The sequence below is a fragment of the Chryseobacterium ginsenosidimutans genome (assembly GCF_024807225.1).
Lineage (GTDB): Bacteria > Bacteroidota > Bacteroidia > Flavobacteriales > Weeksellaceae > Chryseobacterium > Chryseobacterium ginsenosidimutans.
In genome coordinates, this window is record NZ_JANUCO010000001.1 from 1,392,641 (window position 1) to 1,411,956 (window position 19,316).

15 protein-coding genes and 1 pseudogene are annotated in these 19,316 nt (G+C 33.7%); 6 read left to right on the plus strand and 10 right to left on the minus strand.

What is annotated here, in order from left to right; genetic code table 11:
- Positions 1 to 174: 174 nt before the first annotated feature.
- The 6 genes from J3D55_RS06785 to J3D55_RS06810 form a co-directional block, all read right to left on the minus strand.
- Positions 175 to 1,578 carry a DHA2 family efflux MFS transporter permease subunit gene (locus tag J3D55_RS06785; protein WP_259129450.1) on the minus strand — a complete coding sequence of 468 codons (1,404 nt, stop codon included), beginning with the start codon at positions 1,576 to 1,578 and terminating at the stop codon, positions 175 to 177.
- Between the two features lie 208 nt (positions 1,579 to 1,786).
- On the minus strand, positions 1,787 to 2,599 hold the full coding sequence (locus J3D55_RS06790) for a hypothetical protein (RefSeq protein WP_259129451.1): 813 nt from the start codon (positions 2,597 to 2,599) through the stop codon (positions 1,787 to 1,789).
- 221 nt (positions 2,600 to 2,820) lie between these two features.
- Entirely contained in the window at positions 2,821 to 4,494 is a 1,674-nt protein-coding gene (asnB, locus tag J3D55_RS06795) for an asparagine synthase B (RefSeq protein ID WP_259129452.1), read from the minus strand.
- A gap of 329 nt (positions 4,495 to 4,823) precedes the next feature.
- Entirely contained in the window at positions 4,824 to 5,711 is an 888-nt protein-coding gene (locus tag J3D55_RS06800) for a peptide-N-glycosidase F-related protein (RefSeq protein WP_259129454.1), read from the minus strand.
- On the minus strand, positions 5,608 to 6,489 hold the full coding sequence (locus tag J3D55_RS06805) for a GLPGLI family protein (RefSeq protein WP_259129457.1): 882 nt from the start codon (positions 6,487 to 6,489) through the stop codon (positions 5,608 to 5,610). Before J3D55_RS06805 ends, J3D55_RS06800 begins: the two co-directional genes overlap by 104 nt.
- Positions 6,490 to 6,730: 241 nt before the next feature.
- On the minus strand, positions 6,731 to 7,936 hold the full coding sequence (locus tag J3D55_RS06810) for an RsmB/NOP family class I SAM-dependent RNA methyltransferase (RefSeq protein ID WP_259129459.1): 1,206 nt from the start codon (positions 7,934 to 7,936) through the stop codon (positions 6,731 to 6,733).
- A 163-nt stretch (positions 7,937 to 8,099) separates the two neighbouring features.
- Between J3D55_RS06810 and J3D55_RS06815 the strand changes: the two genes are divergently transcribed.
- Positions 8,100 to 8,444 (plus strand): zinc ribbon domain-containing protein YjdM, encoded by a 345-nt coding sequence (locus tag J3D55_RS06815; RefSeq protein WP_259129460.1) that lies wholly within the window; start codon positions 8,100 to 8,102, stop codon positions 8,442 to 8,444.
- Between the two features lie 487 nt (positions 8,445 to 8,931).
- Here the strand turns inward: J3D55_RS06815 and J3D55_RS06820 are convergent, their stop codons facing one another.
- Complete coding sequence (locus J3D55_RS06820; protein WP_259129461.1) at positions 8,932 to 9,867, minus strand: sulfate/molybdate ABC transporter ATP-binding protein; 936 nt, start codon at positions 9,865 to 9,867, stop codon at positions 8,932 to 8,934.
- A gap of 86 nt (positions 9,868 to 9,953) precedes the next feature.
- On the opposite strand from J3D55_RS06820, the gene J3D55_RS06825 reads away from it, so the two are divergent.
- The 5 genes from J3D55_RS06825 (at position 9,954) to J3D55_RS06845 (ending at position 14,215) form a co-directional block, all read left to right on the plus strand.
- Positions 9,954 to 10,613 carry a YceI family protein gene (locus J3D55_RS06825; protein ID WP_259135045.1) on the plus strand — a complete coding sequence of 220 codons (660 nt, stop codon included), beginning with the start codon at positions 9,954 to 9,956 and terminating at the stop codon, positions 10,611 to 10,613.
- A 131-nt stretch (positions 10,614 to 10,744) separates the two neighbouring features.
- Positions 10,745 to 11,755, plus strand: coding sequence for a phenylalanine--tRNA ligase subunit alpha (pheS, locus tag J3D55_RS06830; protein ID WP_259129463.1), 1,011 nt, complete (start codon positions 10,745 to 10,747; stop codon positions 11,753 to 11,755).
- A gap of 165 nt (positions 11,756 to 11,920) precedes the next feature.
- The gene (locus J3D55_RS06835; protein ID WP_259129464.1) at positions 11,921 to 13,324 is read left to right on the plus strand and encodes a sensor histidine kinase; all 1,404 of its coding nucleotides are present in this window, start codon (positions 11,921 to 11,923) and stop codon (positions 13,322 to 13,324) included.
- A 70-nt stretch (positions 13,325 to 13,394) separates the two neighbouring features.
- A complete protein-coding gene (locus tag J3D55_RS06840; protein ID WP_259135048.1) occupies positions 13,395 to 13,574 on the plus strand; it encodes an ATP-binding protein in 180 nt (59 codons plus the stop codon).
- Positions 13,571 to 14,215, plus strand: a complete 645-nt coding sequence (locus J3D55_RS06845; RefSeq protein ID WP_259129465.1) for a response regulator — start codon at positions 13,571 to 13,573, stop codon at positions 14,213 to 14,215. Before J3D55_RS06840 ends, J3D55_RS06845 begins: the two co-directional genes overlap by 4 nt.
- Positions 14,216 to 15,883: 1,668 nt before the next feature.
- Here the strand turns inward: J3D55_RS06845 and J3D55_RS06850 are convergent.
- From J3D55_RS06850 to J3D55_RS06860, 3 genes and pseudogenes are all read right to left on the minus strand, one after another.
- Positions 15,884 to 17,431: a DUF5916 domain-containing protein gene (locus tag J3D55_RS06850; RefSeq protein WP_259135050.1), complete on the minus strand. Its 1,548-nt coding sequence runs from the start codon at positions 17,429 to 17,431 to the stop codon at positions 15,884 to 15,886.
- Positions 17,432 to 17,438: 7 nt separating this feature from the next.
- Entirely contained in the window at positions 17,439 to 18,308 is an 870-nt protein-coding gene (locus J3D55_RS06855) for a carbohydrate binding family 9 domain-containing protein (protein ID WP_259129467.1), read from the minus strand.
- A gap of 120 nt (positions 18,309 to 18,428) precedes the next feature.
- Positions 18,429 to 19,200 (minus strand): annotated as a pseudogene (locus J3D55_RS06860) (DUF3108 domain-containing protein).
- Positions 19,201 to 19,316 lie beyond the last annotated feature (116 nt).

Below are 19,316 nucleotides of genomic sequence, written 5' to 3' on the forward strand. Positions count from 1 at the left end.
CAATGAGGGTTGAGGTTTCGGAAGTCATCAATTTTACAACAATAGCCCCGATTGTCGCGACATCCTTTTTGGTTGCAGACGGAGCGAAGCGAAGTCCGTGACCAAAAAGATACAGCAGAAAGCGGGAAATAGCTCCGAAAAAGAAAAATTAATCATTTATAATTAATCATTCATTTACTCTTCTTTTGATTTCATATTTTTTCCGTCTGAAATGTGAAGTCTTCGGAAAACCAGTCCTGAAACGATGGTAAGAAGACCAATTGATAAAAATGTAAGTCTGAAAGCATTGTGAATTTCGCCTTTGATAAGATCGGTGTTTTCAAATATTTTTAAAACAATTAATCCGAAAGCAATTCCGAAACCAATGGCAAGTTGTTGATTGACTGATATTAATGAATTTCCGCTACTGGTCTGGAAGTTTCTGAGATCGGCAATGGAAATGGTATTCATTGAGGTAAACTGAATCGAGTTGAAAAATCCTAATACCGCAATAATCGGGACGAACCAATAGAGAGAATTGTGGATATTCGGGATGGCTAAAAGACAAATCAATGTTCCGATGATGAAGGTATTGAGCATCAAGGTTTGTCTGTAACCGAATTTATCTAAAATTTTAATAACATACGATTTTCCAAACATCGCTGTTAATGCCATTGGAGCGATGATCCAACCGGAAGTTACGGCGGATTGTTTATACGCAATCTGAATCATTAATGGTAATAATAACGGAACGGAACTGATTCCTAATCTTGTGGCAAGATTTCCGACAATTCCAACGCGGAAAGTTCGAACTTGGAATAAATTCAGTGGAAAGATCGGGCTTTCGTCTTTTTTGGCATGTCTGTAATAATAGTACATACAAAGGAAACCCAAAATGAAAACGACCAAAACGGGCGTTGTATTCTGCATGTCTCCGAAAAGTTCTAACGAAACCGAAAGTAGGAGAGAAGCTGCTGCGAAAATCAGGAAGCCTTTTAAATCAAAATCTACAGCGGCGGATTTGTAATTGGGCATATATTTCAGTCCTAAAACAATTCCCAGAATTCCAATTGGGATATTAATTAAAAAAATCCAGTGCCAGGAAAGATAATCTACCATATAACCTCCAACCAAAGGTCCTAGAACCGGCCCGATTAAAGCGGGAATGATGGCGAAATTCATGGCTTTTAATAATTCGCTTTTATCGAAAGTTTTTATCAATGCTAATTTTCCGACAGGTGTCATCAAACTTCCTCCAACTCCCTGAATAACGCGGGAAATAACAAGGTGCGTAAGGTTTTGTGATAAAGAACAAAACAGTGATCCTAAACTAAAAAGTACCAAAGAAAAAATGAAAACCTTTTTCGTCCCAAATCTATCCGCCAAAAATCCGCTTGCAGGCATGAAAACCGCTAAAGTAAGAACATAACTGATAATGGCGTTCTGCATATTGAGCGGAGATTCTTGTAAATCTTTTGCAATAGAGGGCAAAGAAGTATTCAGAATGGTAGAATCCAGCATCTGCATGAAAATTGCTGTCGCAAGAATCAGTGGGAGAATTTTTTTTATTGAATTGGGTTGCGAAATTACTTCTGACATGTGATGGTACTGGAAATTAAATAGTCCAGATTTGTTTTAGTTTAAGGAATAAGGATAGTTGTTGAAAGCAATATTTATTCCTTAAATAGGTTTTTAAATTTAAAATTTCAGATATCTTAAACTAAGCCTAGATTTCTACGGAAAGACAAACCGGCGCTGGTTTTTTAGATTAAAAAAAGTCCTGTGAAATTTCACAAGACTTTTTAATTTATTTTCTAGGCTTTTCTACTCCTTTCCATTCGTCGCCTGCTTTTCTGTACTGGCTCAATTCGAAAGTTTTGAAATCTGTTGTTTTGTACTCAATGTTATCAGTGTTTTGTTCAAACGGCATGATGTAGTAGAAATCTGCATCTGTTCTGTCTGTTTTTGTACCTTTTTTTACTGATGGAACATATTTAGAGAATTTGTAGCTTGGAAGATACTGCTTCACTCTTGCATAGAAAGCTTTATTTTCTTTCTCTTCAGGAATGATGTCTACGATATTGAAATCGTCTTTTGCCTTATTAATCCAAAGATAGTATGTTTTCTCTTCTCCTTTATTTCTGTTCTCAGAGTTGAAAGCGTAAAGTTCTTTCGGAACCAGTTCCTTGATTTTTTCCGGATCAACTTTTGTGTAATATTCACCTTTTGAAGGATCAACATAGGTTTCAATATTATACATTAAGACAGAATTGTTCTCCAAATTTTTATTTTTGAAATATTGATTTAAAGATAATTCTGCAGTTGCTCTCAATTCTTTTCCTCTTGCATCAAGCTTTTTCGTCAGGTTCTGAGGATTTACTTTTTTTACAAACTCATATAAAACTTTAGGCTTTACATCTTTCAGGTGAGGATACGTTTTCAGTTGCTCAGCTTTTACCAGCCAGTAATATTGTTGGTAAAAGTCGTCTTTATCGCCATCTTTTACGTTTTTATACACCATTGCAAGTTTCTTGGAGCTAAGATATTTACCATATTTTCCCTGTCCAAAAGCAAAAGTCATGGCTAATAAAGCAAATAAGATAGTAATGTTTCTTCTCATTTTTTTATAATTGATATTTTCGTTTTCCAAATATAATTATTTATTAGATATTATTTTTGATTAACAGTTAAAATCTCATAATATTATTATCGTTAATTCAAAAGAAAATCCTGTATTGCTACAGGATTAATAAATTTATTTTTTAAATCGCAGATTTCAGAGCTTAAAAATTAGTGTAATTAAAGATCGTAAACTCATCATTTATCATTTATAAATCATCATTATTTGTCGTACGATGTTTCATGTACTTTCACGGCTCTGCCACTCGGATCGTTCATGTTTTTGAAAGCTTCGTCCCATTCCAAAGCGATTGGCGTAGAACACGCGACTGAAGGAACAGATGGAACCGTTGCCGCAGAAGTTTCACTTGGGAAATGTTCTTCAAAAATCGTTCTGTAGCGATATTCTTCTTTGTTTTGAGGAGTATTTAATGGAAATCTGAATTTTGCACTGGTCATCATTTCATCGGTCACTTCTTTTTCGGCAACAGCTTTTAAATTATCAATCCATGAATATCCAACGCCGTCAGAAAACTGTTCTTTCTGTCTCCAGACAATCGATTCCGGAAGAATATCTTCAAAAGCTTTTCTCAATACCCACTTTTCAATTTTTCTTTCGTTGGCTTGTACCATTTTATCTTTTGGATTAATGCACATCGCAATATCCATAAATTCTTTATCTAAAAACGGAACACGACCTTCAATTCCCCAACTCATCAAAGCTTTATTGGCTCTTAAACAATCGTAAAGGTGAAGTTTTCCTAATTTTCTTACCGTTTCATCATGAAACTCTTTTGCATTCGGAGCTTTATGGAAATATAAATACCCGCCGAATAATTCATCAGAACCTTCTCCGGAAAGCACCATTTTTATCCCCATTGATTTAATAACTCTCGCCAAAAGATACATCGGAGTGGAAGCTCTGATTGTCGTTACGTCATACGTTTCCAGATGATAAATAACATCGCGAACCGCATCCAAACCTTCCTGAACGGTGAAATTAACTTCATGGTGAACCGAACCAATATGTTCTGCCGCTTTTTGTGCCGCCGCCAAATCCGGAGAACCTTCCAGACCAACTGCAAAACTGTGCAATCTCGGATACCAAGCTTCCTGAGTGTCGCCACTTTCTACTCTCTGTCTTGCATATTTTGCTGTAATGGCAGAAATTACGGAAGAATCCAGACCGCCGGAAAGAAGAACTCCATAAGGAACATCGCTCATCAATTGTCTGTGAACTGCGTCTTCAAGCCCTTTTCTTATTTTATCAATATCAGTTTCGTTGTCTTTTACGTTATCAAAACTCTCCCAGTCTCTTTTGTACCATTGTTGTAACTCGCTTCCGTCTTTGCTGTACACAAGATGTCCCGGCAAAAATGTTTCGATGGTTTTGCAAACGCCTTCCAACGCTTTTAATTCTGAAGCTACATAATAGTTTCCGTTTTTGTCCCAACCCTGATAAAGAGGGCAAATTCCCATATGATCGCGGGCAATTAAATACACATCATTTTCTGTATCGTATAGAGAGAAAGCAAAAATTCCGTTTAATTTTTCAATAAAATCTTTTCCGTATTTTCTGTAAAGTGCTAAAATAACTTCGCAGTCAGATTGAGTCTGAAATTCGTAATCAGGAAATTCTTCTTTTAATTCTCTGTGATTATAAATTTCACCATTTACGGCCAACACTACTTTTCCATCTTTTGTAAATAAAGGCTGTTTTCCTGAGGTAGGATCTACAATTGCCAGTCTTTCATGAGAGAAAACTACTTTATCATCCTGAAATACACCGCTCCAATCCGGACCTCTGTGACGGATTTTTTTTGACATCTCAAGAACTTGAGGTCTTAATGTTTCTGTTTTTTGTTTGGCATCAAACAAGCATACGATTCCACACATTTTTTATTATTTAATTTTAAACAAAATTAGATTAGTGGTTTAAAAATAACAATAAAAATTTCAATTAAGTTAATATTTTTAATTAAATTGATTAAATAAGAGAAAATTTTTAACTTTGGTTGGTAAAAAATGTCATTTTAGTTAATTTTTTTCGTTGGGCAGTTGTGCAATCGAATTCATTGCCCTCATACGAAATAAAAAATTAATATTTCTTAATCTATGGTAATTTATTATACGAATTTTTGCCTTTCCTTTGTGGCTCGAAATAATTTTTTTTCATCATTTGTGTTTTTACCTTCTTGCAATTCAGTTTGCGAGAAGGTTTTGTTTTATTCAGACCCTAGTAAAGCTCCTGAGACGTTCCACGAACTGAAACTTGTTCCTTCCGTAGGACCTTGAGGAATCTTCGCCTGAATGGTATGTTTGCCGGCTTTTAAGTCTCCAAGAGGAATAAAATTAGGATTGGTAACTGTTCCGGGACACCAGTTTGATCTGCTTAAATCTGATGATGAAAGTCCGTCCGCGAAATTTCCTGAAGCAGGATTGTAAAGACGGTAAGAACCGCAGTCTGATCTCCACGGTATAAAAGAATAGGTCATTTTCCCGTCAAGAAAGATAGAATTGGCTTTAGGAACGAACTCGTCGCCGTTTTCCCAACCACCGTGACCGGTTGTAATATATTTCAGTTGTGCGTTTTTCAGGTCTTTTTTTAATGTAAATTCTACCCATAATCCTTTATCGTTATTGAACATGGTAGAATAATCCTGTCCCGCCATTTCCATAATATTTAAAGTATTGAATAAAGGAATCACGGTATTGTTCTTGTAAATAGTCTGATCGCTTTTGTGAATCGTAATTTCCAGACTCACTTTGTGACCGCCTTTGTCGTAGTTTCCGATGAATGTCCCTATCCATAATTCTTTTTCGCTTAAAGCGGGTTTTAAGTCAGTAATATCCTGTCGATACGGACTTATCGTTTGCCAGTTTTTATCTTTTAATTGAATATGATTGAATTTATTGATCCCGAAAGCCGTGAAAAAACGCATCATTTCAATGGTCGGATTGTAGTTGTCGGTCGCGGTTATTCCGTAATATTGCTTTCCGTTTCCGTTGTCATAAATCGGGAGTGTTTTTACACCTTTTTCCAGCCCGTCGAAGAAAGACTGAGATTTGTCTTGTGGAACGAAAAATACGGTTCCGGTTTCTGTCGTAAGCATCTCCGTTAGATTGTTGCTTTAATTCAGCGAAAATATTTTCACCCTTCGAAATTTTCGGAAACTTAATTTTTTTAAGAATAATCGTTCCGTTGCCAAATCTTTTTATAGTTTCATCAGATTTTGATTCATCAGAAAAGTTGATCGTTTCATTATCAAAAACTTTCAAAGTAGTGAATCGGCTTTTCCATAAAAGATCTTTATATCCTAGTTGATCTGTCGAATTAATAGAACCTTTAAGAAGGTTTTCAATATCTGTTTTCTTAACTTTTTTAATGGAATTGGCTGTAATTAAAGAATTTTTATTTCTCTCAATTTCCAGAACAAAACCCAAATTTTGTCCGATACTTGAAGGTCCGCCTTGAATTTTTAAATCATTCGTGTACCAAACTTCAATGGTGTTTGAATTGATTTTAGTGACTGCTTTTTTACAGTTATAACCTAATATTTTCTTGGTCTCGTTGGTGAATTCGAAAGTTTGCTTTCCGATCGCTTCTGCATCAGAAGTTGAAATAATTTCTGAAGGTTTCAAAAATGCATAAGAAATGATCGTGTTGGATGGCTTTTCAATTTTCGTTATTTCGAACGGAAGATCGGCTTTTTGTTCTCTGATTTTATTATTTAGGATAAAATTTTCCTTTTCATTTGCCCAAACCAAAGTAGGAGACTGGTCGGTCAAAACTTTTCCGTTGGAAGAGCTGATGTATTGAATTTCATAAGTCTGCGCAAAAGACAGACAAAATAAAAAGGTAAAGAAACTTAATAAAATTCTCTGATGCATAATGAATGATGGTTTTTTCACAAAGATAAATGTTAGTTAACAGACTATCAACTTTGCAAAATTTTATATAGCTTTCATTGTATAGGTAGGAAATATTCTGTAAAAGTTACACTTGTTTCAAAAATAGTTTAATAAGTATTTGATATTCAGGTTTTTGTTTTGATTTGTCTGATGTGATTTAACAAAAAAAACTACCCTAAAAATAGAGTAGTTTGTATGATTTAATATTGTTAATTTTCGTTTAAGAAAGTCTTTCGATTAACGCCATGTAGAATCCGTCGTAGCCTTGACTTGGCATTACTTTGTCGTCTTTCACCATTTTGAAATTCGGATTGTTTTTTACGAATTCTTCTACCTGCTCATTGTTTTCTGAAGGTAAAATAGAACACGTTGCATACACCATTTTTCCTCCTACTTTAAGCATTTTAGAATAGTCCTGAATAATCTGCTGTTGTTCTTTTTTAATTCTGTCGATAAAATCTTGATCGATTTTCCATTTGCTGTCCGGATTTCTTTTCAAAACTCCAAGACCAGAACATGGTGCGTCGATCAATAATCTGTCAACTTTATCGTGAAGTCTTTTAATCACTTTCGTATCAGAAATCATTCGTGTTTCGATGTTATGAGCTCCGGCTCTTTTTGCACGACGTTTCAGCTCAGCCAATTTCCATTCGAAAATATCTAAAGCGATGATTTGTCCTTTATTTCCCATCAAAGCAGCTAAGTGAAGTGTTTTTCCACCTGCACCTGCACAAGCATCCACAACTCTCTGTCCTTCTTTTACATCAAGAAAATATCCGATTTTTTGTGAAGACGCATCCTGAACTTCAAATAAACCTTCTTTAAAAGCAGTCGTAAGAAAAACGTTCTTTTTTTCCTCCAATTGTACTGCATCCGGATAAGTTTTGATAGGATAAGCAACCACACCTTCAGCAGAAAGATCAGCAATAAGCTCTCGTGGAGTAGTTCTTAGAGAATTTGCTCTTAAAACCGTTGGAGCCCGCTCATTCAAAGCCTGCATTTCCTTCTCCCATTTCGGACCTAATTCTTTTTCCAAAGTTTCAGCCAACCATTCAGGAATAGAATACTCGATCGCTTTTGTAGGAACGGTATTTTTTTTAAGCTTCGTAAGGATATCGGCGATTTTTATTCCGTCGAATTCCTCGAATTTTTTATAATTTGTTTTGCTCCAAAGCAGATATGCGATGATAAGTTTGTAAATGTTATTAGGTTTTACACCTTCTCCCATATAATATTCCAAACGTTTTTTCCAACGGATGATGTTATAGAAAATCTCAGAAACAACAGCTCTGTCCTGGCTTCCCCATTTTCTGTGTGCTTTTAAAAGTCTTTCGATTACTTTATCAGCATATTTATTTTTCTCGAAAAATGTTTCTTGTAAAGCATCGTGAATTCCGATGGCTAAGTTTCTGTGAATAAGTTCCATAAATTGGGTTCTGCTATTTTGAATCTGCAAAAATACGAATTTAAGTTGAGAGATACGAGTTTCGTGTTTTGAGTTTCAATTTTTCCCTTTCCACCATAGTTTGAACCTCGTTTTGTGAACCTCGGAACTCATTTTAAAATCTTACCTTTGCAAAAAATATAATATGAGTGATGTAGTACTTTGTCCGAAATGTAGTTCCGAATTTACTTATCCAAGTGATAATGTAATGGTTTGTTCGCAATGTTTCTACGAATGGAATCCGGAAGAAACTGTGGCAGAAGTTTCAAATTCAGGACAAATTTTAGATTCAAACGGAAATGAATTGCAGGACGGAGATTCTGTGGTTGTCATCAAAGATTTGCCCGTAAAAGGTGCTCCAAAACCCGTAAAAGCAGGAACTAAAGTTAAAAATATTCGTTTAAGACCAGATAGCGACCATAATATTGATTGTAAAATTGATGGTTTCGGTTCAATGGCTCTGAAATCAGAATTTGTGAAAAAGGCATAAAAAAAGGAAAGAATTGGACAGGGTAATCTTTCAAAAGACTAGATTGCTTCGTTTGACCGATACTAATTTTCATCTTAGGAGGCAGAAAGAGTATTAACCAAAAATTTCCTTATGCTGTGGATATACAAATGTAAGAAAAAGTTTTACACGGCATTCTTATGTTTGTATTTTTTTTATCCACAAATTTACAATAAGTGTTAGTAAATGTGATGTTTAAAGCGAAAGAGATAAGAATTTGCGACGATTACAAATCAAACCTTGAAGGTTTAAATTCACAAAATCTGTCATCCTGATAAAGCACGAATCTTTCCAAATCAATTTTTAAAATCCTGCTTAGATTTATTTCAAAATGATAAATATGATGGAAACCTTTGCTGAGTGAAATGCCTTCGCAACCGAAAAATATTCTCAATCATTTCAAAAAAAACTTAGCGAGCTTAGCGTTAAAAATAAATTTTCCCACCAGCAAAATGGCAAAAGAAATTCATTACACAAAAGAAATTCTAACCAAATTTTCAATCTTTTGATCCGTAAAAACAATCAACTCTTTATTCATTGCTTTCACTTTATTCCAATAATGATTTCCTGCGAATCGGCTTTCTAAAACCTCGGCTTCAAAACCATTTTCAGAGATTTTTATTTCTTTGGGATAATAAGAAAACTTCGGAAGCTGGAAATTGGCAACTTCCGTTTCGTTGAAAATATTTACTTCACCAAAAAGCTTGGCAACATAAAAATTATACGGATTTCTGAATGTTTCTTCCGGATTGTCATTCTGAATTAATCTTCCGTTCTGAAGCACAATAATCTGATCCAGCCACGGAATAACATCCTGCAGTTCATGCGTAGAAATAATGAGAGAAATATTCTGCTGTTTTACATATCGGAATAATTTTTCTCGCAATTCTATTTTTCTCGGAAAATCCAGATTACTGAAAGGTTCATCAAGAATCAAAAGTTTCGGAAGTACCGAAAGAGCTCTTGCAATGGCAACTCTCTGCTGTTGTCCGCCACTTAAATATTTAGGTAAAACATTTGCGAAATCTTCCAGACCTACGACTTCCAGAAGTTCGGCAACGGTTTCTTTTTTCTGGGCTAAATTAATATTAGAAATAAATTTCCCTACATTTTCGGCAACGGTTGCATAAGGCATCAAATCAAAATTTTGAGCCACAAACTTCATTTGAGATTCTCCGGGAACAAGGTTTGATTTTGGTCCCAATAATCTTTCTCCGTTAAAAATAATGTCTCCGCTTTCCCAATCCAGAAGTCCGTAAATTAAGCTTAATAAAGTAGATTTTCCGCACCCGCTTTCTCCGGCTAATGCTATGGTTTTTCCTTCTTCAAACCTTAGGTTAAGGTTCTGAAACAGGGGTTTTTCTTTGGAATATGAAAAGTATAAATTGTTTATTTCTAATAGCATAATACAAATGTAATGAAATGAAATGTTTTTAGGAAAAAACAATTTTTTTTATTATATTAGCAGTAGTAATAAAATTTTAATTAATGATGAAAAGAAAGCTCTTTTTACTGGTTATTCCTGCATTTTTTGCGGCAGCAACGGTAATTTCCTGTAATAAGGATAAACCTCTTTCCAGTGAAAGTAATGAAGTGACCACAACGAAAGACGGAAACGAATTTGTAGTGGATACTATGAACAGTAAAGTGGAATGGAAGGGCTATAAAATTTTTAAATCTGAAAATACAAGCCATTTCGGAACCATTAAATTTGAAAGTGGTGATGTCACAGTAAAAGAAGGAAAACTGGAAAGCGGAAAATTCGTGGCAGATATGAATTCTTTAACGTCTGAAGATTTAAAGAATGATACCGAAAATTTAGAAAAACTAAACAGACACCTGAAAAGCGGAGATTTTTTTGAAGTAGAAAAATTCCCGACAGCTTCTTATGAAATTACAAAAGTGACTCCTTCCGCGGAAGGCGACTATAATACGGTTTTGGAGGGTAATTTAACCGTGAAAGGAATTACAAAACCAGTGCAGTTCAAAGCTAATGTTTCGGTGAAAGAAGGATTGGTAAGTATTGCCACCGAACCGAAAGATATTAAAAGAGAAGAGTTTGGAGTGAAATTTCAGGCTCCTGCTGAAAACGGTGTGATCAAGGATGAGGTAACTCTTCAGATCAACGTGAAAGCTTTAGAAAAAAAATAATTTTTTTATTTAAGTGAAATAAGTGATTGAAGTCTGCCTCCCGAAAAAGAGGCAGATTTTTTTAACATAATTAGGAAAATTATTCAATTGAAAAACCGTATTTTTGCAAAACATTTTGAAAGGGTAAAACAATGATAGAAAAGATAGAAGAGTTACTGGTTGAGGTAAACGGCTTCAATGCTACATCTAAAGAGGATATTGAAAACTTCCGAATCAAGTATAATGGTAAAAAAGGAATTCTGAACGATTTTTTTGAAAAATTTAAAGAAGTTCCGAACGATCAGAAAAAAGATTTTGGTCAGAAAATCAATACTTTGAAGCAGGCTGTTAACGTAAAATTGGAGGATCTTAAAAGTTCTTCCGAGTCTTCTCTTATCTTAGAAAAAGAAGATCTTACAAGACCTGCTTTTCCGTTGGATCTGGGTTCCAGACATCCAATCAATTTAGTGAAAAATAGAATTATCGAGATTTTCAAATCGATCGGTTTTGCTGTTGCAGACGGACCGGAAATCGAGGACGACTGGCACAATTTTACTGCGCTGAATCTTCCGGAATATCATCCGGCAAGAGATATGCAGGATACTTTCTTTATCGAGCAGAATCCTGATATTTTGTTGAGAACGCATACTTCTTCGGTACAGATTCGTTATATGGAGGAAAATCAGCCGCCAATAAGGATTTTATCTCCGGGCAGAGTGTTCAGAAATGAAGCGGTTTCTTCTCGTTCTCATTGTATTTTCCACCAGATTGAAGGGTTGTATATCGATGAAAATGTAAGTTTCGCAGATTTAAAACAAACGATTCAGTTTTTTACAACAGAACTTTTCGGAAAGTCGAAAATCAGATTAAGACCTTCTTATTTCCCGTTTACTGAGCCAAGTGCAGAAATTGATGTGTATTGGGGATTAAACTCTGAAACAGATTACAGAATCACGAAAGGAACAGGCTGGTTGGAAATTATGGGTTGCGGAATGGTAGATCCTGCTGTTTTGAAAAATGTAAATATAGATTCTGAAAAATATTCGGGATATGCTTTCGGCATGGGAATTGAAAGAATTGTAATGCTTCTTTATCAAATGAGTGACATCAGAATGTTCTTCGAAAATGATATCAGAACGCTGGAACAGTTTAAAACTTTATAAATGATTTTAAACTAAAATAAAACTAATCCTGTAAAAAAATACTTTACAGGATTTTTTTTATTAATTTTATGACATAACACACACGGAATGGTTAAAAAATTACTGAATTTTAGATCAAGGAAAATTGTACATTATTCACTCATTATATGTATTTTATTAATCCAAATGCTTATTGCGGTATTCTTTTATAATGAATTTACCGGTAAGAAAAATCTAGCTTTTATTGAAGGTCAATTAAAAGAGCTTCATTCCTTGGAAGATCTAACAGATAATTCTCAAAAAGAGCTTTTAAGTGCGCAAGATTATTTTCAGAAATATGTAGCGACAGAAGATAATAAATTCTTAGAATCTTACTTTGGATCGTTAAATAAGCTTGGGGAAAATTTAGACAGCATCGGTCATTATCAAAATAAATATCCGAGATTAAAGAATATTTTAGAATTACATAAAACCGATCCATTAGAGGTTAAAAAGCTGAAAGTATTGATTGATTCTACGTATCAGTTTTCTACGAACTCAAACTTTAAAGCTAATAATGAGCTACCAGAGTTGAAAAAATATAGTCTGGATTATGATTTCAACAAATTCAATGTAGAATCTAAAACCTTTTCGGATACTGTTAAGAAAAAAGGCTTATTCGGACGTTTGGGAGATGCAATATCTGGAAAGCAAAATGTACGTAAAGACAGCACCGTAATTACTGTAAAACAGGGCACGGTACCCAATGCTAAAAATATAAAAAGGGAATTCGACAGTCTTTTCAGTTTAGTTAATAATCACTATTCGGGACAGATAAAAAAAATTCAGGTAAACGTTACCAAAAACGTTACTAACAACGAAAACAACAACCGTAAATTTTACACCATATTTGGTCATTTGCTGGTTTACAGCAACGGTTTGATGAATGTTTATGAAGGAGCTATTAAAGACTCTAAATCTGATCTGGAAAAAGAATACGATAAGCAAAATTCGAAAAATAATAAGACCCGGATGAATCTGATATTCGGAGCCATGTTCCTAATGTTCATTGTATCGATATTGATTATGTTTTTAACAAGAATAGCATTTATATATGAAAAGAAACTGAATGCTGCCAATAAACAGATTAATGAAAACCTGAATTTTAAAAACAGAATTTTGGGTATGCTGAGCCACGAATTGAGATCACCCTTAAAAATCATTGGTATTTTTATTAAAAAAATTAATAATAAAACGGATGATGAAAATGTAAAAGGATATCTTAAATCGATAAGCTTCACCAATAATACTTTATTGATGCAGGCAAACCAGATTTTAGAATATACAAAAAACCAGCAGGTAGAAAACAAATTGATTCCAGTGGTTTTTAATCTTAAAAATGAAATAACGTCCATATTGACTTCGATTCAGCCTTATATTGAAACGAGAAATAATACATTCGTCATTAATGAAAATATAAATCCGGATATTGTCGTTTATTCCGATAATACAAAGATTAATCAGGTTTTTATGAATATTCTCGGGAATGCCAATAAGTTCACGGAGAATGGGCAAATTACTGTAGTTACATCTGCAGAAACCTATCAATAAAAATACAATTTCCTTAACCACGCAAATAAGCGATACCGGTGCCGGAATCTCCCAATCTGATTTAGAAAAGATATTTGAGCCTTATTATCAGGGCATATTATCTGAAGATGTAGAAAATCTTGGCGCAGGTTTGGGATTAAGCTTGTGTAAAGAAATTGTGGAATTATACGGTGGAACTATTTCCGTTACAAGTGAGGTGAATAAAGGGACAACCGTTAATTTCGCTATTAATTTAAATATTAATACATGAATGAGCTAGATAATAAATCGATCAATTTTTTACTTGCAGATGATCACAGTCTTATACGGCAGGGAGTTCTTTTTGTCTTAGAAGACATTGGTTTTGATTATGAAGTTTTCCAGGCATCCACTCTTCAGCAGGCTTTGGAAGCTGTGAGAACTCATGCAATAGATATAGCTATAATAGATGCCCATTTTCCCGATGGAAACAGCCTTTCCATTTTACCTGAAATTAAAAAAATCAGCCCTGAAATTAAAGTTTTGATCTTTACAGGGATCGATGAAAATGTACATTCGCTTAAATATATTAATGCAGGTGCAAACGGTTTTCTAAGTAAAATGAATGAAGAAGATGAAATAGAGCAGGCCATTCTTAAAATAAAAAATGAAGGGGAATATATTTCTCCCGTAACGCAGGCTTTATTAATGAATTCGCTGCACAACGGTAAACAGATAGACCCTTTGTCATCCTTGACGGAGAGAGAACTACAAATTGCAAGAATGTACGCAGAAGGTCATGGAAACCTTGAAATTGCAGGAAAGCTGGATGTTAAACAGAATACCGTAAGTACAATTAAAAAGAGAATATTCGATAAATTGAAAATTGAAAATATTGTCGAACTTATTGAATTAATAAAAGACCATTCTTAAGGTTATAATAAAATTATTATTAATCACTTTTAAGGGAAATAAGTAAAATTTTCCGAAAATATCTTATTGTGCTTGTCTTAACGAAGATTATTCGTCTTTTTGTAGAAAAATATCTACAATCCCATCGATATATATCTACAGGAAATACTATGAATATATACCTATATGTTGGTATTTTTGTAACAGATAATAAAAGTGATTTCAAACAATTATTAGTCAATAATTAGAAATGATCTTTGGTTCTGAAAACACAAATGATGAAATTAAATCAGGATCAAAGATCTTTTAAACACAAATGATGAGGTATCATGATTGCGAAGCTGAAAACATCGTAAGAGATACTAAAAAACACACAAGCTTTAAAAAGCAGCCTAAAAAAACACACTTATTGAAAATTAAACCTCTGAAAATTTCGGAGGTTTGATTGTTTTTAATTACGAACCTAAAAAACAAAACGTAATTATAAATAAGATTCTATTGAAAAATTTTCTACAATCTAATTGTTCTTCTCATGTCATTTTGATGAAGGAGAAACCTATCTTAATATTAAAAAATCAATTTTTCAGAAAACTATGGAAATTTTGATTAAACAAAATACAATAAGTACAAGTAAAAAAGATTCCGATAAATTGAAAATATTGTAGAACTTATTGAATTAATAAGAAAATATTCTCAGATTATATTAAAAGTATTATTAATCACTTTTTAGGGAAATTAGTAAAATTTTCCGTGAATATATTATTATGATTGTATTAGCAAAGATGATTCATCTTTTTGTAGAAAAATATCTACAATTTCATCGATATATATCTACAGGAAATAATATGAATATATACCTATATGTTGCTATTTTTGTAATAGATAATAAAGATGATTTCAAACAATTATTAACTAATCATTACAAAAGATCTTTGATTCTGAAAACACAAATGATGAAAATTAATCCAGAATCAAAGATCTTTTAAACACAAATGATAAGGTATCATGATTGCGAAACTGAAAACCTCGTAACAGATACTGGAAAAAAATGAAGCCTTCGGGCAGCCTAAAAAAACACAAACAATCAAACCTCTGAAATTTTCGGAGGTTTGATCGTTTTTAATTACTGTTCCAAAAATAAAATGTAATTAAAAACCAGTTTCTATTGAAAAATTTTCTGCGGTTTTTCTGCCTTTCTCATCGTCATTTCCACGAAGGGGAAATTTACCTCAATATTCTTAACAACTAAAAAATCTTACTATTAAAATGTAAATAATCAATTTTTTGCAAGATGCCATAGAAATTTAAAAATTAACATCCAACTGGATATTAAGCGGAATACAATAAGTACAAATAAAAAATATTCCGAAAAATTGAAAATATTATCAAACTTATTGAATTAATAAAAAATCATTCTTAGGATATATTAAAATTATTCTTAATCACTTTTGTGGAAAAATAGTAAAGTTTTGTAATAGATACTGGAAAAAACCCCTCATGAAAGATCAAACCTCTGAAAATTTCGGAGGTTTGATCGTTTTTAATTACTGACCTAAGAAACAAAACGTAATTAAAAACTAAATTCTATTGAAAAATTTTCTACAGTTTTCTGTCTTTCTCACTGTCATTTCGACGAAGGAGAAATTTATCTTACTATTTTTAAGTGTAAACTTCGTTTAGGTTAATTTTTTACAGCTTTTTCTTCGTCCAGCTTTTCACACGGTTATAGTCTAAAAAGTAAGTCAGCTTCAGAGAAAAATTGTTTACCGTCGGTTGACTGAAAAGCATATCGTAGTTTTTTGTCACATTCAACCTCGAAAATTCGAGATAATTGGAAGTTGCATTTCGGTATAACAAAGTCAGTTGACTTCCCGGAGCAAACCACCATGAAAATCTTAAATCAACATTCCAGGCATTGTAAGTTCCATTTAGATTTTTGTCAAAAAGATTGGTTTCAGCCAAGCTTCCATCCTGATTTAAAGTGTAAAACTGCTTATAAGTAACATCCGAAAAATAATGTCTGAAAGTTAATGACAGAGCCGTTTTTTCATTAAATGTATATTTTGAAGTTAAAGCATTTTCGTAGGTATTTCTCTGTCTTCTTCCGATGAAAATATCCGTGTCGCTTTTTCCTGCAAAACCTGTTTCGTTGTTGCTGAAACTCGGATTGAAAGTCCAGTTTACATTAAATCGATCCGAAAATCTGTAACGCAGTCCGAAATTAGTAATAATTTGATTTCTTCCTTTTTCATCAAAAGCATAATAATCAAACTCAAAATTATACTGCAGTTTTTTTCTGCTGTCACTTTCAAACCAAACCCAAGAATCAAAATATCCGGGAACTTTAAGATGTCTTCCGAATGTTCTCGGCTCATAAATATCATTCTGAGTCATTGGTGAAAACTCAATTCCGCCACCAAAAGTTCTGAATTGTTTATCGGTAAAACTATTGTTATTATTAAAAACAAGATTCTGGAAAATAAATGGCTCTAATCTGTGGAAATAATTCAGATTAAAATTCATAAATATATTGTTGAAATTCTTCGTCGGCTGCAAAATTCTGTAACCGTACCAAGCATTATAATTTCCTAAATTGGTCTTTGTAGAAAACCCGACATCATTGATATCCCAGTCTTTTGTCGTCATATTTCCGTTGATGCTGAAACGGTGTTTTCCTGCAATTTTTTCCACTCCGGCTTCCGCTTTTGTCCCGAATTTCGTACCTTCATCCATCACCCAACTCCCTTTTAAACTTCCAAAAGTTTTATACGTATTTTTCTTGTTACTGATATCCCAAAGAATCCCTGTAGCGTTTGCATCGCGGAAACTTCCGTCTCTTGTAACATTGGTGTTGACTAATGACACAGAAGAGTTTCCATGAAATCTCTGATCGAAAACCAACACATTATAATTCGCCCAGGGTTCTACAACTTCTTTTCTCACTTCACCTGTTTCATGGTTTACAATCGTGGCTTCCATTTGTTGTGTGACTCCATTGAAAAACCCGATTCCGAGACCTTTTTTCGTTCTTCCCGAAATTTTAAAAGCATTAAATAATTTTACTTTTGAAGGATATTCCGTGACTTCTTCATTTTCATTGATTGTTGGATATCTTGAAGGCTCTCCGCCGACTCTTCTTGAATAAAACATTCCGCCTTTGCTGAACAATTCAGTTCCTTCTGTGAAGAATGTTCGCTGCTCGGAAAACTGTTGTTCAAATGGAGTTAAATTTAAAATTGAATTATCAAAATTCGCCTGTCCGAAATCCGGAAACCAACGTCATATCGAAGGTGAAAGCATCATTAATTCCATATTTTAAATCCATTCCACCATTAAAGCTTGAGGTTGTTTTCCCGTCATAACTATTCACATATGTTGAAAAATAAGGCGTGAAAGACAATCGGGTAGGAGGATTAATATTTTCAATTCCCTGTAAAACACCATCGAAAAGGGTGTACGAATTTTTAGCATTATCCACAAAATTCCAGTCATAAGAAGCTTTAATTCTCTGGATTCTTCGGAACATATTCATTCCCCATTCCTGCACATTGCTTTTCGGAAACCTTAATTCTGAATAAGGAATTTTCATTTCAACAGACCATCCTTTTTCATTCAGTTTTGCACCGCTGTACCAGATCGAATTCCAGGTATCATCTTCACCGTCTGTCGTCAATTTCGCATCAAACTGAACTCCTGCTGCCGTTACCATGAATTCAAGACTTTGCTGTTTATCATTATAACCATTTAAAGCTACTCCGAAAAAATCGTCATTACCAACGCCGTCCCTTTCCGTTAATTCTTTTGCAATTTTGTTGGGAGTCGGATCATACATTTGCGCCCCGAAATAAATTCCGGTGTCATCATACAAAATTCTGACCTCAGTTTTTATAGAATCAGCTTGTAACTTTCCGTTGTTTGGAGCTCTTTCAATAAAGCCTGTTGCAATCGGAGCATTCTGCCATTGCGCATCATCGAGAATTCCATCAATTTTTGGTGATGATGAGGTTTTTGTGATTAATATTTTCTTTCTGACGATATTATCATCTTCTTTTTTCTGTCCGTAGGTAAAAACTGAACATAATATAATGCAGATGGTCAGTAACTGAGTTTTCATGATCTTAGGTCTTAACGTTTAAAGCAAAGACAACCGAGATTTGAAATGTATTACATCAAAAAATAAAAAATGTCTGTAAATTTTACAGACATTCTTCAAATTAAAAACTAATTATATGTTTTATTTTGTGAATTTTAAGGGATATTTCACATTTTTATAATCATCGATACTTGCCTTTAAAGAACCAACCGCCAACTCTGCTTTTAATAGCATTGGGACGTGGTTTGCATCGTTTGAAACCCACATGGTAACACCTTCTTTTTGCTTAAAAACCCTTCCGCTTTTTACAGATGGGATAATTTTTAAACAATTGATTTTTCCGAATTTCGTATCTAGATTTTCTGTTCCTACTACTTTTAGCTGAAAAGGAAACATTTCATCATCGATCCAGACATTCATATTAATAACCGTTCCCGTTTTTAGTTCTGCAGAACTTTTACTTCTTAAATAATAAAAGCAAGAAAGCATATCTTGGATGCCTTTCACCGACTTAATTACTTTTGATCCGTTTGCCGGAGTTTTTTTATCGGTTAAAACTAACGTATTGTTATCGTGGTTAAAAACTGTTTCAAAATGTTGTCGATAGCTTCCTTCCTTCACATTTCTTACATAGAAACTGGGAAGTTTCTGTCTGCATATTGATATAGCTTTCATAAAAATCTTCTACTTTGAAAAATGCTTTTACAGCTCCGGTTGTCTGTCCGGTTCCTCTTACATGAAGGTGAGGAGCTCCTTTATAAGTCGTTTTCTGTGCTGTAAGATTGGCGGTTCCGGCATTGAAAAACCCGTAATGGATTCTTAATGTAATAGATTCTCCGTCTGCAATATTATCGATCTGACCGAAGCCTAAAAAGAATACAAAGAGGGTTAAAAAATTTAAAATTTTCTTCATAACTAGAATTTTACAAAAACACTGCCAAATTTAAAATCGACAGAATTTTAAAGATATTTGATAAATCTCAGTTTTTTATTTAGACTGAATTAAATATGCTTCGCATTAAAATTAGT